At 63.5% G+C, this 13,429-nt stretch carries 17 protein-coding genes and 1 riboswitch; of the genes, 11 read left to right on the forward strand and 6 right to left on the reverse strand.

The features are described 5' to 3' along the window. Positions 1–40: 40 nt before the first annotated feature. Complete coding sequence (locus tag ONR57_RS22130) at positions 41–1,255, forward strand: GNAT family N-acetyltransferase (protein WP_265125873.1); 1,215 nt, start codon at positions 41–43, stop codon at positions 1,253–1,255. Here the strand turns inward: ONR57_RS22130 and ONR57_RS22135 are convergent. Next, complete coding sequence (locus ONR57_RS22135) at positions 1,252–1,683, reverse strand: MarR family winged helix-turn-helix transcriptional regulator (RefSeq protein WP_265125874.1); 432 nt, start codon at positions 1,681–1,683, stop codon at positions 1,252–1,254. The two genes, ONR57_RS22130 and ONR57_RS22135, sit on opposite strands and share 4 nt — an antisense overlap. A 180-nt stretch (positions 1,684–1,863) precedes the next feature. Between ONR57_RS22135 and ONR57_RS22140 the strand changes: the two genes are divergently transcribed. Beyond that, positions 1,864–2,109, forward strand: a complete 246-nt coding sequence (locus tag ONR57_RS22140) for a DUF2530 domain-containing protein (RefSeq protein WP_265125875.1) — start codon at positions 1,864–1,866, stop codon at positions 2,107–2,109. Here the strand turns inward: ONR57_RS22140 and ONR57_RS22145 are convergent. Both ONR57_RS22145 and ONR57_RS22150 read right to left on the reverse strand, forming a co-directional pair. Then, the gene (locus ONR57_RS22145; protein WP_265125876.1) at positions 2,094–2,645 is read right to left on the reverse strand and encodes a phosphatase PAP2 family protein; all 552 of its coding nucleotides are present in this window, start codon (positions 2,643–2,645) and stop codon (positions 2,094–2,096) included. The genes ONR57_RS22140 and ONR57_RS22145 overlap by 16 nt on opposite strands. Positions 2,646–2,663: 18 nt before the next feature. Further along, positions 2,664–3,389: a DUF3027 domain-containing protein gene (locus tag ONR57_RS22150; protein WP_279348119.1), complete on the reverse strand. Its 726-nt coding sequence runs from the start codon at positions 3,387–3,389 to the stop codon at positions 2,664–2,666. Between the two features lie 141 nt (positions 3,390–3,530). Between ONR57_RS22150 and ONR57_RS22155 the strand changes: the two genes are divergently transcribed. From ONR57_RS22155 to ONR57_RS22165, 3 genes are all read left to right on the forward strand, one after another. Next, positions 3,531–4,358 carry a glutaminyl-peptide cyclotransferase gene (locus ONR57_RS22155; protein WP_265125877.1) on the forward strand — a complete coding sequence of 276 codons (828 nt, stop codon included), beginning with the start codon at positions 3,531–3,533 and terminating at the stop codon, positions 4,356–4,358. Positions 4,359–4,585: 227 nt separating this feature from the next. Further along, positions 4,586–6,376, forward strand: a complete 1,791-nt coding sequence (locus ONR57_RS22160; RefSeq protein WP_374116508.1) for an MFS transporter — start codon at positions 4,586–4,588, stop codon at positions 6,374–6,376. Between the two features lie 6 nt (positions 6,377–6,382). Further along, on the forward strand, positions 6,383–6,982 hold the full coding sequence (locus tag ONR57_RS22165) for a DUF2771 domain-containing protein (RefSeq protein ID WP_265125879.1): 600 nt from the start codon (positions 6,383–6,385) through the stop codon (positions 6,980–6,982). Positions 6,983–7,057: 75 nt separating this feature from the next. Here the strand turns inward: ONR57_RS22165 and ONR57_RS22170 are convergent, their stop codons facing one another. After that, complete coding sequence (locus ONR57_RS22170) at positions 7,058–7,465, reverse strand: cold-shock protein (protein ID WP_265125957.1); 408 nt, start codon at positions 7,463–7,465, stop codon at positions 7,058–7,060. A gap of 164 nt (positions 7,466–7,629) precedes the next feature. On the opposite strand from ONR57_RS22170, the gene ONR57_RS22175 reads away from it, so the two are divergent. The 6 genes from ONR57_RS22175 (at position 7,630) to ONR57_RS22200 (ending at position 11,195) form a co-directional block, all read left to right on the forward strand. Beyond that, a complete protein-coding gene (locus tag ONR57_RS22175; RefSeq protein ID WP_265125880.1) occupies positions 7,630–7,890 on the forward strand; it encodes a hypothetical protein in 261 nt (86 codons plus the stop codon). Then, positions 7,890–8,336: a YccF domain-containing protein gene (locus tag ONR57_RS22180; protein WP_265125881.1), complete on the forward strand. Its 447-nt coding sequence runs from the start codon at positions 7,890–7,892 to the stop codon at positions 8,334–8,336. Before ONR57_RS22175 ends, ONR57_RS22180 begins: the two co-directional genes overlap by 1 nt. A gap of 43 nt (positions 8,337–8,379) precedes the next feature. Then, positions 8,380–9,495, forward strand: a complete 1,116-nt coding sequence (gene moaA / locus ONR57_RS22185; RefSeq protein WP_265125882.1) for a GTP 3',8-cyclase MoaA — start codon at positions 8,380–8,382, stop codon at positions 9,493–9,495. A gap of 2 nt (positions 9,496–9,497) precedes the next feature. Further along, positions 9,498–9,746 carry a MoaD/ThiS family protein gene (locus tag ONR57_RS22190; RefSeq protein ID WP_265125883.1) on the forward strand — a complete coding sequence of 83 codons (249 nt, stop codon included), beginning with the start codon at positions 9,498–9,500 and terminating at the stop codon, positions 9,744–9,746. Between the two features lie 249 nt (positions 9,747–9,995). Continuing rightward, positions 9,996–10,216, forward strand: a riboswitch (cyclic di-AMP (ydaO/yuaA leader). Between the two features lie 8 nt (positions 10,217–10,224). Further along, positions 10,225–10,776, forward strand: a complete 552-nt coding sequence (locus ONR57_RS22195) for a resuscitation-promoting factor Rpf1 domain-containing protein (RefSeq protein ID WP_265125884.1) — start codon at positions 10,225–10,227, stop codon at positions 10,774–10,776. Between the two features lie 143 nt (positions 10,777–10,919). Continuing rightward, positions 10,920–11,195 (forward strand): DUF2277 domain-containing protein, encoded by a 276-nt coding sequence (locus tag ONR57_RS22200; RefSeq protein WP_265125885.1) that lies wholly within the window; start codon positions 10,920–10,922, stop codon positions 11,193–11,195. 206 nt (positions 11,196–11,401) lie between these two features. Here ONR57_RS22200 and tnpB read toward each other — a convergent pair whose 3' ends face one another. Together tnpB and ONR57_RS22210 are read right to left on the reverse strand one after the other, a co-directional pair. Next, a complete protein-coding gene (gene tnpB, locus ONR57_RS22205; RefSeq protein ID WP_265125886.1) occupies positions 11,402–12,838 on the reverse strand; it encodes an IS607 family element RNA-guided endonuclease TnpB in 1,437 nt (478 codons plus the stop codon). Further along, positions 12,838–13,419, reverse strand: coding sequence for an IS607 family transposase (locus ONR57_RS22210; protein WP_265125887.1), 582 nt, complete (start codon positions 13,417–13,419; stop codon positions 12,838–12,840). The genes tnpB and ONR57_RS22210 overlap by 1 nt, the downstream gene beginning before the upstream one ends. Positions 13,420–13,429: the final 10 nt, after the last annotated feature.

The following is a 13,429-nucleotide window of genomic DNA, read 5'->3' on the forward strand; positions in this document are numbered from 1 at the left end:
TTGAGATGTATTGCGACGGCGTATGTGCCAAGCTCGTGCTGTGACAACCGAGACAGGATCCGCAATCGAGGTTAGAACGGCCACGGACGACGACTGGCCGCACATTGTGAAGCTGGACAGCTTTAGCTTCGGAACCCATATTGTGCCGCTGAAAGCCAGCATTACCCGCGAGCTCGCGCCCAACGCGCATGTACTTGTCGCAACCATAGGTGGGCAGGTTGTGGGCGTCACGATGCACTATGAGTTGCAAATCACGGTCCCGGGCGGCGCGCTCATCGACTTGCCTGGTATCTCCTGGGTATCGGTGGCGGCGACACACCGTCGCCGTGGCATCTTACGCACGATGCTCGCCGAACAGCACCGGCGCTTCACCGACGCCGGCGCACCTATGGCGGTTCTCACTGCATCTGAGGGCGGCATTTACGGTCGTTTCGGGTACGGCCCCATCACCACGGAGTTCACACACAAACTTGACCGTCGCTTCGCCGAGTTCCGGGACAGCGCGGTCGATCCAGGCGGAGTTCGCCTGCTGACCAAAGAGGAAGCTGAGCAGGCGGTGCCAGCCATCTACGACCGGTGGCGGCGGCAGCACGCGGGTGCGCTCGGCCGACCAGCGGCGTTCTGGCGCGGCGTTTTCGCTGATCCTGAGGAGGGACGGAATGGCGCGTCCGCCCTATTCTTCTTGCTGCACGACGACGGGTATGTGAGCTACCGCGTGCGGACCGGCGAAAGCATGTCAATCGAGGTCGCTGACTTCTTCGCGGTCACGCCTGGCGCATACATCGCTTTGTGGCGCACGCTGTGCGGCCTTGACTTGATGCAGACGATCACCGTTTCGGATGCCCCTGACGCGTTGCTGCCGTACTTGCTGAAGAACCCACGGTTGCCTCAGCTGACCGGCTCCTACGACTTGCTGTGGGCGCGCATCCTCGATTTTGCGGGAGTGCTGCGCGCGCGGAGCTACGCCAGCGAGATCGACGTGGTCCTGGAAATCACCGATGATTTCCTCGGCCAGGGCGGCGTGTTCCGGCTGACGTCGGAAGGCAATGGCGCGAACGCGAAGTGTGAACGCGCCGACGAACTGCCCCGACTGCGAATCAGCGCGGGCGATCTTGCCAGCGTGTACTTCGGTGAGCACCGGGCACTGAGCCTCGCGCAGGCGGGGCGCATCTGGGTTCCAGAAACAGATCTGCTCGAACAATTCGACCGTGCGTTCGCGACCACCGCCGCACCGCGCGGCGGTATGTTCTTCTAGTCGCAGGTCTTCATGAGTTCCGTCATCGTGTCGACCGCTTCTCGCAGCGAGGTGAGTTCCGCGCTGCGAAGATTGCGGAGCTGCGCGGCTAGCCACGCCTCTCGCGCGTCCTTCTCGTTCTGCACCAGCGCTTTGCCCGCTTCCGACAGCGACACGATGATCTGGCGCCCATCCGACGGATGGGGCATGCGGTCGACGAGCCCGACGTCCGCAAGTGAACCGATAACTCGGGTCATCGAAGGCGGCTGTACGCGTTCACGCGCCGCGAGTGCACCCGGTGTCATTGGGCCTTCACTGAACAGCGTCGAGAGCGCGGAGAGCTGCGTTAAGGACACCGCGGAGTGCTGCCGGTGCCCGCGGAGCTGCCTGGCCAGCCGCACGACAGCTAACGCGAGGTCACTCGCCAATTGTTTCTCGTCGTGACTCACGAATAGAGACAATACGGGAGTTTCGTGCGGCAGGTTCACGGTTTGCAACGCATACTTTCCGGCAGTACATAGTGTTATTCAGCGGTGTGTTGTTCATCTGGGCTCGCCTCGTTCGCCGGGGACGCGCAATATGTGAGGTGCGCTGTAGGGCCAGAGAATCCGACACGATAGGTTTGCGGTGTGGGAACGCATCCTGAACCACCTCCGCTTCCGGCACGACTGTCGGATCCCCGGCCTGTGATCGCGGTGGGGACACTCGGATGGACGGTAGCGACGATCATCGTCCTCGCGTCAGGTGAGCGGTACGCCGACTACCTTTGGATTTGTGTTGCAGGGCTCGGGGTTGCCGCGTTCGGCGGTCTGATTTTCCTGCTGCAGCGCCACGCGATGCGCCGGGGTGACCGCTCCGCTCAGCGCGGACTGTGACGTCGCGCTACCCGAAAGTCCGTTGGCTGCAATGCGTGCGCGAGCGCCATGCACGCGACCGCCCACACAGTTCCAATCAGCCAGCCGGCCAGGATGTCAGTGGGCCAATGAGCACCGAGGTACACCCGCGAGATACCGATCAGTGCGGAAGCCGCGACGAGCAGCGGCCAGAGCGCCCGGTTTCGAACCGCGATCGCGCCGACGCTCACCGCGAGGGCCGCACTCAGCATCGCGTGGCCTGACGGAAACGCGTATGTGGATAGCTCCACGAGCGTGAACGGGGCCGGCGGGCGCTCCCGCGCTGCTAGGAGCTTTAAACCGACCATCAGCATCCATGCGGTCACCATCGTCGCTATGGCCGCCGCAGCGTCCCACCGGCGTCCCGCCCGGATCGCGACAGAGGTCGCGCACACGGTCATGACAGCGATGGCAGGCACACTCCCCGCCATCGTTATCACGGTGAAGAACACCGTCAGCCAGGGCTCGCGACTATCTGCCACCCACTGGAGGACGCTCGCGTCGAACTGGTTCGTCATGAGACCGGCGGCCAGTACTTAGTCACGCTGGCCCGGCACGTCCACCACCTCGACGACGCCATCGTCGAACGGATCGTACTGGGGTGAGCCCGCCCCACTCGGCAGCTCGGTGTCCGAATGCGCACCGCACCCGAAACCAGCGTGCACGACGTGCCCATCCGCTGAGTACTCGTTGCCGCATACGCCGAATGCAGCGCGCAAAGCCCCCTCAAGGGGCAGATAGAACCCACAGGTCGCGCACGGAGCTGGCGCGGCTGCAGCCATGGGCGAGCGCGGCCCGAAGTCACCCTCACTCCAGCGCTCAGCGGCCGCGAGGCGTCCTTCACGGCTCATCAGTTGCTGGCGTCCGAGCCCAATCTCGCCTGCTGCCTCGTCGACCGCCGGATCACCGGTTTCCAGATAGCCCGGGACGAGGCGTTCATCGTCGTGTTTGGGCGGCAGCAGGTCACCGGGCATAAGGTCGCCGGACTGAACCCGGTCCTCCCATGGAATCCACGGCGGCGCGAGCAACGCGTCAGCACCAGGCAGCAGGGCGAGTTCGCTCACCGTAGCGCTGTCGGCACCGGGGCATGCCGCGACGACGACATTCCATTCCCACCCCCGATAACCGGGCAAGCGCGCGGCGAACCGGTGCGACGCCGCCCATTCCCCTTCCGCAACGACTCCACGATGCGCGCCTACGGCTGCATCGTCCGCGACAGCGCGGACTGCATTGCGGGCTAATTCGATAGCATCCGCAAGCAGAAACGGCACCTCACGTGATTCACTGTTATCCGAACCCGCGGCAGGGCGCGAAACGACTGAAGCGTTCACAGTGCCATCTTGCCTCAAAAGGCATGCAAATCTCGACTTCGCACACCGGACTTCTCAGGCAGGCTAGGTCACATGACAGCGCGAACATGCACCAAATCACACTTGCTGGTCGTTATTGGCATCCTTGCGGGTGCTAGCACCCTCACGGCCTGCGATGATGATCTTAGCGCGCTGAACAGCACCGATGGTTCCGGCGATGCCGTCGAGTTGCTCCGCCCCGAGGTGCTGGCAGTTCACCCCCACGACGTGCAAGCCTTCACTCAGGGGCTGGAGTTCGCTGGGACAGTTCTTTACGAATCGACGGGACGCGTCGGCAGCTCGTGGATCGCCGCGCGCGACTTCCGCACGGGCACGGAACTGGCCCGCGCCGATTTAACGCTCCCCTATTTCGGAGAAGGACTGACCGTCACCGATGAGCGCGTGTGGCAGATCACCTGGCAAGACGGGATCGCGTTTGAGCGGGATCCGGCGACACTCGAGGAACTTTCGACCGTTAAGTACGACGGTGAAGGGTGGGGGCTGTGTTCTTACCCCGACCAGCTCGTGATGAGTGACGGCTCTGACACACTCACTTTCCGCGATCCGAGTTCCTTCGAGACGCTGGGGACTCTCGACGTCACGCTGCGCGGAAACCCGCTCGCGAATCTCAACGAACTCGAGTGCACGGATGATGGTGTCTACGCGAACGTTTTTCAGACCGACTGGATCGTTCGCATCAGCCTTGAGACGGGGCGGGTGGAAGCTGTCGTGGACGCGGCCGGACTGTTGAGCGCGGACGAACGCGCAGGGACTGACGTACTCAACGGCATCGCCGCGATTCCGGATACCGATCGCTTCCTGCTGACCGGAAAATTGTGGCCCTCGCTGTTCGAGGTCCGTTTTGTACCAGCGACGGAGTGACCGGTACCCCTACACACTTCCCGAGGGGTATGTCCAAATTGGACAATTCTCAGCACAGATTTGGCAATTTGCACCTGCCGTCCAAACAGAGGTACCTACCCCCCGTAACCACAGGTGCTGATGTGGCGGCCGATCCACCCCGCGTCGTCACGGCGCGTGACACGCGACATGCCGTGCGGGCGTGCCGGAAGTGGTCGCGACGGCACCTCGTGAGCCAGAATTAGGCGGTGACCGATTCGCAGCCGCCACCTACCCCGCATAGCGGCAGGCGACGCGGGTACGGAGACGGGATGAGCACGCACCCCGGCAGTGACAATTATCCACCGCCAGCACATGGAGCGCGGTCGCATCTGCCGCCACTCGATCCCTTGCCGCAGCACGACACCTCACGTCCACGCGCAGCGTCGCGTGGGCCTGAAGCGCCGCGGCTGCCCCGCAAGATCACGGTGACGCGCGTGGCAGCGATGCGCAGCCGCCAGCTGACGAAGCAGGGCATTGACACGTTTCGCCGTGCCGCGACAGCCGATGGTGCAGACAAGTCGGGGCTCACGGCGCTGACGTACGCGACAATCGCGAATTTCGCGACGGATGCGGCGCTGGCAGTCGCGCTGGCGAACACCTTGTTTTTCTCGGCGACCACTGCTGAGAGTCGCGGTGCCGTCGCGCTGTATCTGTTGATCACGCTCGCTCCGTTCGCCGTGATCGCTCCGCTGATCGGACCCGCGCTCGACCGGTTGCAGCGTGGCCGGCGGCTGGCGCTCAGCGCCTCATTCCTGGGCAGAACCGTGCTGGTTCTCGTGCTGCTGTTCAACTTCGACAGCGCCACCGGGAGCTTTGATCCGTGGGTGTTGTATCCCGCAGCACTCGGCATGCTGGTGCTGAGTAAGACTTTCGGCGTGCTCAAAGCCGCCGTCACACCGCGCGTGCTGCCGCCCAGCATCGATCTGGTGCGCACAAACTCCCGGCTGACGGTCTTCGGCCTCGTCGTGGGCACCATCGCAATCGGTGCGATTGCGAGCGTTACCGAGGCCACGGTGAACAGGCTGTTCGACCTCTCCGGCGCGATGTTCTTGCTCATTCTGATAACGCTGGCTGGGGCTTTCCTCAGTATGCGGATTCCCTCCTGGGTGGAAGTCACTGAGGGCGAGGTGCCTGCCACGCTGACGTACCACGGTGACGGCCGAGATAAAGACCCGTCACGGCGGCCGACGGCTGCACTGCGTGGCGCGCGCCGTCAGCCCCTCGGCCGGGCGGTGCTGACTGGCCTCTCAGGCAACTGCACGATCAGGGTGCTCACCGGTTTTCTGACCCTGTACATTGCGTTCGTTGCGAAATCGCGCACCGAACACGAGCCCCTCATGCAGGTAGCAATGCTCGGCCTGGTGGGTGCGGCGGCGGCAATCGGCAACTTCGGCGGCAACGCGACCGGTGCACGGCTGAGGCTGGGCCGCCCGGCAGTCATCGTCATACGGTGCGTTTGTGCTGTGACCGCGGCAGCGATATTCGCGGCGCTCACCGATAGTCTCGCAACCGCCGCTTTCGCTGCGTTTGCCGCTGCCGCTGCGAGTGCACTCGCAAAGGTTTCGCTAGACGCATCTCTGCAAAACGACGTGCCTGACCGCTCGCGTGCCTCCGCATTCGGACGCTCAGAGACAGCGCTGCAACTGAGTTGGGTATTCGGCGGCGCACTCGGGATCTTGCTGCCCACCGAGTACTGGATCGGCTTCACGGTGATCAGCGTGCTCCTCGTCATCGGCCTTACCCAGACGATCTTGACGTATCGGGGCCACTCTCTGCTTCCCGGGCTTGGCGGCCGCCGTCCGGACCGAACCGCGACGGAGGGCGAACCGGAAGATGTGCCGGTCACCGGTTTTACCGCGCCGCGCGCGACAACACCTGGCGGTGGCGCGACGGGGAGCGGCCACCACGTATCCTCCGAATCAGCGGATTCAGAGCCGCTCTTCGGCGCGGTATCCGCACCCCGGCCGCCCGGTGACCGACCCATCGAGGAGAAATAGCTGCACATGCCCGTATCCCGCAAGTTCCTCGCCATCGCCACGGCTGTCGCTATCGTGTCGGTTCTCGGCATCGTTGGGGTGTACGCCGTGCATGTGGCTCTCCGCGGTGACGAACCGCACCGGCCACACCTCACCGTCTATTCGGCTGGTAACACGGTGGAGGCGGACGCGTACCAGTACTGTGATCTCTCCAAGCTTTCGGAGGTCACCGAGCGCTGGGCGGATCGGCAGCCTCTGACGCCGGAGCAGGAAATTGAAGCAAGCCTCGAGTTCGCGGGAACGTGTGATCCGGAAGGCGAACCGGCGCTAGTCAACATTCGGCAGGGCGGCACTGTGCAGATCTCGCTGCCAGGCGAAATCGCCGGCGCGCCGTGGAGCCTGCTCGCGATTTATGAGGACGAAGCGGGGTCGATGGCTGATGTCATCGACGATATGCACCGTCCCAGTGAGCGCCGCTCAGTGTCGCTGCCTGCATTCACCGACGACGGGCTCGCACTGCGGATCGTGGAGATCAAGCTGCCGATGGGAATCGTCGACGCCGCGACGGGTGAGCAGGCGATCGTGTCGCATGCCACGTGGGCAGTACACACCCAAATCTCGGGCTGACAACTCGCTGTGCGCGAACAGGCCCGGTGCGCTTCTTCGCGCACCGGGCCTGTTCGCAGGTGTTGGGTCTAGAGACTAGGCGTCTAGCTCCCGTGCAACAGCGCGAATCACCTCGGCGAGGCGCTGCGCCTGTTTCCGTTCGGGGTAGCGCCCCTTTTCGAGCGTGGGCTGCACCGAGGCTTCGAGGAGCTTGATCATGTCCTCGACCATGCTGTGCAACTCGTCTGGTGAGCGCCGCTTCGCGGCGGTTTCCTTGCGCGCACTCTGCCGAACGGACGGCAGCGGATCAAGCACCTTCACACTCAGTGCCTGAGGTCCGCGGCGGCCAACAGCCATGCCGAATTCGACGCGCTGGCCAGGCTTCAGCGCCTCTACACCAGACGGCAGCGCCGCGGACCGCACATGCACGTCCTCGCCATCATCCTGGGAAAGGAAACCGAACCCCTTTTCCGCGTCGTACCACTTGACCTTGCCGGTAGGCACCCTCGTCACCCGCTCATCACTAGCTACTGAACACACGTTTCACGCACGGGTATGCATGAACGAACGCACCCTGCGCACTGCAGGATGCGTCTGAGATCATCCTAGCGCCTCCGCTGCCACAGTCGCATATGTGCAAATCAGCGCGGAGCGGTACCGTAGTTCGCGTGGCACACGAATCCGCGGGCCTGCAGGCGCGCCCAGCACGGCGCCAGGAGCCCTCTTCTCGCGCAGAAACGATCGCGCTTGCGGTCGGGATGACGTTGTTCATCGTTGGTGTGATTGCTCTCGTAGCAATATTCGTTATTCACGCGCTCGGCGGAGGTCCGATCACCGCGCTGTATGTTGTAAGCCTGCTGTGTCCCCTGGGGCTTACCGTTGCGGTCTTCACCACGATCGCAAACGGCAGCCGACGGCGGAGGCGGTAGTGCTCCGCATCCTGCTGAACATCATCTGGCTGATGTTTGGTGGTATCTGGCTCGCGCTGGGCTACATTGCCGCCGGCATCATCTGCTTTCTGCTGTTCTTCCTTGTCATCACGATTCCGTTTGGCATTGCGTCGTTCCGGATCGCGATCTACGCGTTGTGGCCCTTCGGCAGCCGGGTCATCAACAAACCGACCTCGGGAGTGCCGAGTTTGGTCGGTAACGTGATTTGGCTACTCGTCGCCGGCATCTGGCTCGCCATCGGGCATGTCGTCACCGCGTTCCTGCAAGCGATCACGATCATCGGGATCCCGCTTGCCATCGGCAACCTCAAGATGATTCCGATTTCCCTGATGCCGCTGGGCAAACAGATCGTTCCTTCTCACCAGCCGAGTTTTCCGAACCCGGCTTCAGGTCCGCCGCACGGCTACAGTCAGTACCCGCGGTAGCCCAGCCTGCAACTTCTGCGAGATAGCGGTACCCTGAGTTGTTATGTCAACGGTCGGGCTGGGAATGCCTTCGGTCGCCAAGGGCCTGCGCACTCAAGCAGGCCCTGCTGTGTCGGAAACCGCCCCCGCAGCACCCACTAGCGGACCCCTCGTCGACACCTACGGCCGGGTGGCGCGGGACCTGCGCGTCTCCCTGACGGACCGCTGCAACCTGCGCTGCACCTACTGCATGCCCGCTGAAGGCCTGGACTGGATGCCGTCATCCGCTGTCTTGACGACCAGCGAGTTGCAGCGGCTGATCAGGATCGCGGTCACCCTGCTCGGTGTGCGTGAGATCCGGTTCACGGGTGGTGAACCGCTGCTGTACGCGCGGATCACCGAGTTAGTCGCGGCGACCGCGGCGCTCGAGCCGCGTCCGGAAATCTCCCTCACGACGAACGCACTCGGTTTGCAGCGAAAAGCGGCCGCGCTGAAGGCTGCCGGGCTCGACCGCGTGAACGTGTCACTCGACACTGTGAACGCGCGGAACTTCCATACTTTGACCCGGCGGGACCGGCTCGCTGACGTGCTCCAGGGACTCGCGGCAGCGTCGGAGGCGGGGCTGACTCCCGTCAAAGTGAATGCGGTTTTGCAGCCCGGGATCAACGATCTGGACGCACCGGAGCTTTTGCAGTTCTGCCTCGATCATGGCTACGAGCTGCGCTTCATCGAGCAAATGCCCCTCGATGCGGAGCACGGGTGGCGGCGCGACCGCTTTGTGACGGCGGAGCAGATTCTTGCGTCCCTGGCGCGCAAATTCACTCTGACTCCACATAGCGAGCACCGCGGCTCCGCGCCCGCAGAGCGGTTCTGGGTCGACGGCGGGCCAGCCACGGTCGGCATCATCGCGTCCGTGACACGGCCCTTCTGCGGCGACTGTGACCGTACCCGGCTCACAGCGGACGGCCAGATCCGCAGCTGCTTGTTTTCACACGGCGAGACCGATTTACGGGCCCTGCTCCGTGGTGACAGCTGCGACCAGGTTGCCGACGGGGCCGAGGGCGACGCTGTGCTGGCGCAGGCCTGGCGAGCTGCCATGTGGCGCAAGCTACCGGGCCATGGAATCAATGATCCTGGTTTCCTCCAGCCTCATCGGTCGATGAGTGCGATTGGCGGTTGAGAGTGACGATCACGATACGGTATTTCGCTGCGGCGAGCCGCGCGGCTGGCGCGGACGAAGAAGTGCGCGCCGTGACGCCGGGCACAACGTTGTCTGATCTTATTAACGCACTTTCTGACCGAAATGCGGAATTAGCGCGAGTTCTCAATAAATGTCAATTTCTCGTGAACGAACAAGCGGCTTCAGACACAACTATGCCGTTGAGTGACGGCGCTCTCGTGGATGTCCTGCCCCCATTTGCAGGGGGTTAGCTACCGGAAAACCCCAGATCTGTTCCATATCGTGAGAACTCACCGCCCACGATCGCGTGAGGCTCATCACATAACGAACCGATAACGGGACGATATCTTTTCGTGATTTTTGCAGGATTAGCTGGGAATTTGCACCACTTATACGCGTACCGTAATCAATTCTTAAAGCGGGCGCGCGGTCACCTAAAGGGGTGACGCCACGGCGCTGGCGACGTAGCGTCTACCGCGGCTGAACAAACCAGCCACCCCCGGAACCACGCGCCGAGCTCTGTCCCATGGTTCCGGTACCCGACACTTTGAGGGACAGAGGCGGGGGACCCACCATCCCCTAGGGATCCGGGGTGCCGTGCGAACCACGCACGGTGCCTCTTGGGGTAAAGCCAGCATCGTCCGCGGTGACGCCTGGCCGGGCACACTCTCGCAGCCCGCACCCGACAGCTTACTTCGCAGGCGCCCACACGAGAGGACCACTTCTTTAATGAGCGCACGTCGTAAGACCGCTACCCTTACCAAGACCATCCTCATCGGTGCAGCCATGGCTGCCGGAAGTGTCGCTCTCGCAGCACCCGCCGCAGCCGCACCGGACTCCGACTGGGATCGCCTCGCACAGTGCGAATCCGGTGGCAACTGGGCAATCAACACGGGCAACGGTTACCACGGCGGCCTGCAGTTCTCGCAGAGCACCTGGGCAGCGTATGGCGGCACCGAGTTCGCGCCGCGCGCTGACCTCGCGACTCGCGAGCAGCAGATCTACGTCGCAGAGAAGACTCTCGCGGGCCAGGGCTGGGGCGCATGGCCGTCATGCTCGAGCCGTCTGGGCCTGAGCAGCGCACCGACGCAGCGCCCGCACCCGAACAGCGCGCCGCAGAACATCGCCGCTCCTGTTGTACAGCACGGCAACGCGGCCGCGGCGCCTATCGCTGATCTGCAGTCGCAGATGAAGGCAGATGCACTGCGCATGATCGCAGATGCCAAGGCAGCTGGCATCCCCGTTCCGGCGGAACTCGAGGCCTGGGCCAACAGCCTCTGATCCCTAGGGACAACAGACCAATTGAATATCGCCCTGGCGGCAACTCCCTCCCCCTTCCTGCCGTCAGGTGTGTATGAAACCCCGCACCACTCCCCCCTCGGTGCGGGGTTCATGCTGTTCGGTGAAACACGTACCGTTGATTCATGTGCCGTAACATCACCGTGCTGCGCGGCCTCGAGCCCCCAGCCACCGCCGAGGAAATTGAAGCCGCGGCCACTCAGTACGTCCGCAAGGTCGCTGGAATCAGCAAGGTCTCTGATACCACCCGAGACGCATTCGACGCTGCCGTCGCTGAGGTAGCCGCTGCGACGACGCGCTTGCTCGAACAACTGCCGCCCCGAAAACAGCCGCCACCAACGGTTCCTCCACTGCGGCGCCCAGAGGTGGTGGCGCGGATACAGGGCCGCTCGGCCGGCTGACCCGTCAACCAACGTTACCAACGCGAGATCAATACGATATCCGAACGTTATTTTTCGAGTTATCGAAGCGCTATCTGCGGGGACGAGGGTTGAGGTCACCCCGGACGGCCAGGCAGGCCGTCGAGGCTCGCCGAATGAAGGGACGTCCGAGCATGAACCCTTTCGACCGTTGCCTTCTGGTGAGCAAATGTGAGTGCGCTCGTTCATTAGGCAGCCTCGCCTTGCGGTGAGGCGCTTCCATTGCTGGATTCAGGTTTCATTGCCACCAGCGCCGCCGCAGCGGTCGTCTTACGGTCGGCTCCACCATTGTCGAAGCAGGCACTCTGCTCCGCCCGCGCATACCGCGCGAGGTTGATCGCGGCGTTAAGATCACGGTCGATACCGGTGATGTTCAACCCGCAGTGCTCGTTGTCGCAGACGTACAAACGGTCTGACAAGCTCAGTTTGGCTTTCACTGAACCGCAACCAGAACACGTCTTCGAGCTGGGATACCACCGGTCGGCCTGTACACGCACCGAGCCGTACCGGGTGGTTTTGTAGTCGAGCTGCCGGGAGAACTCACCCAAACCAGCATCAGCGAGCGAACGATTCAAACCCTTCTTGCGGGCACCACCGGCGGTCATCATGTTCTTCACCGCAAGCGTCTCGGTGCCGATCACATCGAAGGACTGCGCCAACGAGGTGGTGAGTTTGTGCAGACGGTCCCGGCGCAGGTTACCCACCCGTATGTGCTGTTTCGCGATGACTGCCTGTGTGCGTTGCCAGGCGTTCGACGGCTCCCGCCGGGTTTCGGTTTCCGCGTCCCATGGGCCTTGCTGGCGGGCGGCTTTACGTTGCAGCGCCCGCAACGTCCGCGAGGCCTGTTTGAGTTCCCGTGGGGCTTTGCACCGCAGGACTTCCTCACCGTCGGGTGTGGCTGCGACGATCAAGTCTTTGACACCGAGATCAACACCGGCCACCGGGGCGAGGCGCTTCACATGAGCCGGACGGCTGGCGGCACGCTCAACCACACAGGTGAAACTCACCAGCCAACTCCCACGCTCGAACCGAACCGTGGCCTTCAGAATCCGGGCTGTGCCGTGTTCGAGGCGGCGGGCGAGTTTGCGGGTCGACTCGTGCACCCGCAGCGTCCCTAGCCGGGGCAGTGTCACGTGATGCCGGCCTGGTTCGACGCGGATCGTTCCGGTGGTGAACGCGAACGCCCTGGCCGAACGCTTCGACTTGAATGACGGGAACCCGACGCGCGGGCCTTTGCGTTTGCCTTTGCGGGACTCGTCCCAGTTCTTCAACGCGGCCGCGAGGTTCTTGCACGCGTTGGCGTACACCTCTTTCGAGTTCTCCGGCCACCACGGGGTGCCGTCCTCGCGGACCGCCACCTGGTGTTTACGCCGGTTGAAGTCGTTGCGTAGCGATTGGAACGTCCATGCCAGGGTTGGGGTGAGATCAGCGTCGGTGATCCCGTAAGACTTCTCGGCCTCACGCTGGGACAGGTTGGCTTTCACCGCGCGGAGCATCGTGTTATACGCGAACCGCGCGCCGCCCGCATGCGACTCCAACACGGCAATGTGCGCCGCAGTTGGGTCGAGCGCGTACTGATACGCCTGCAACACCCAACCATCAGGAACCTCGAACCTCTCAGCCATCAGGCCGTCTCGGTTCCAGAGTGCTTGGCGGCGGTGACCGCGCGCATCGCGCGGTTTCTCGCTCCCCGCCGCCCGTAGAGGCGGGCACACATCGAGGTCAGCACCTCGATCATGTCCCGTACCAGATCGTCCTCAGTCTCACCTTCGCCGGTCACCACAATCCGGCGGCCCTGCGCGGACAGGGCCGCTTCTAGGTGCTCAACCCCGAAACGGGCCAGCCGGTCGCGGTGCTCCACAACCACCACACTGGCAGAGGGGTCGGACAAAACCCTCCGGATCTTCGGACGCTTCCCGTTCAGCCCGGACCCGACCTCGGTCACCACCTCACCCACCACATGCCCGTTGTTGGCAGCCCACTGCGTGAGGCGCGCGACCTGCCGATCCAGATCGGCACGCTGATCATGCGACGACACCCGCGCGTACACCACAACCCGGCCATCGGGCCGGGCTTCGGCCACGTCGACCCAGATCGTCCCCGAGTCCAGCCGCCGAGCAGGCACCGGCATCCGGTCCTCCCGGAACCACCGATACGCAGTCTGCGGATGCACACCCTGAGTACGCGCCCACTCGGCCAACTTCACACACTCAGTA

Origin of the sequence: Hoyosella sp. YIM 151337 (genome assembly GCF_026041215.1) — a bacterium.
Classification (GTDB): domain Bacteria; phylum Actinomycetota; class Actinomycetes; order Mycobacteriales; family Mycobacteriaceae; genus Hoyosella.

Coding starts and splice junctions, on each gene's coding strand:
- ONR57_RS22195 (WP_265125884.1), top strand. CDS start 10,225: ATGAGCGCACGTCGTAAGACCGCTACCCTTACCAAGACCATCCTCATC.
- ONR57_RS22165 (WP_265125879.1), top strand. CDS start 6,383: ATGCCCGTATCCCGCAAGTTCCTCGCCATCGCCACGGCTGTCGCTATC.
- tnpB (WP_265125886.1), bottom strand. CDS start 12,838: ATGGCTGAGAGGTTCGAGGTTCCTGATGGTTGGGTGTTGCAGGCGTAT.
- moaA (WP_265125882.1), top strand. CDS start 8,380: ATGTCAACGGTCGGGCTGGGAATGCCTTCGGTCGCCAAGGGCCTGCGC.
- ONR57_RS22155 (WP_265125877.1), top strand. CDS start 3,531: ATGACAGCGCGAACATGCACCAAATCACACTTGCTGGTCGTTATTGGC.
- ONR57_RS22200 (WP_265125885.1), top strand. CDS start 10,920: ATGTGCCGTAACATCACCGTGCTGCGCGGCCTCGAGCCCCCAGCCACC.
- ONR57_RS22145 (WP_265125876.1), bottom strand. CDS start 2,645: ATGACGAACCAGTTCGACGCGAGCGTCCTCCAGTGGGTGGCAGATAGT.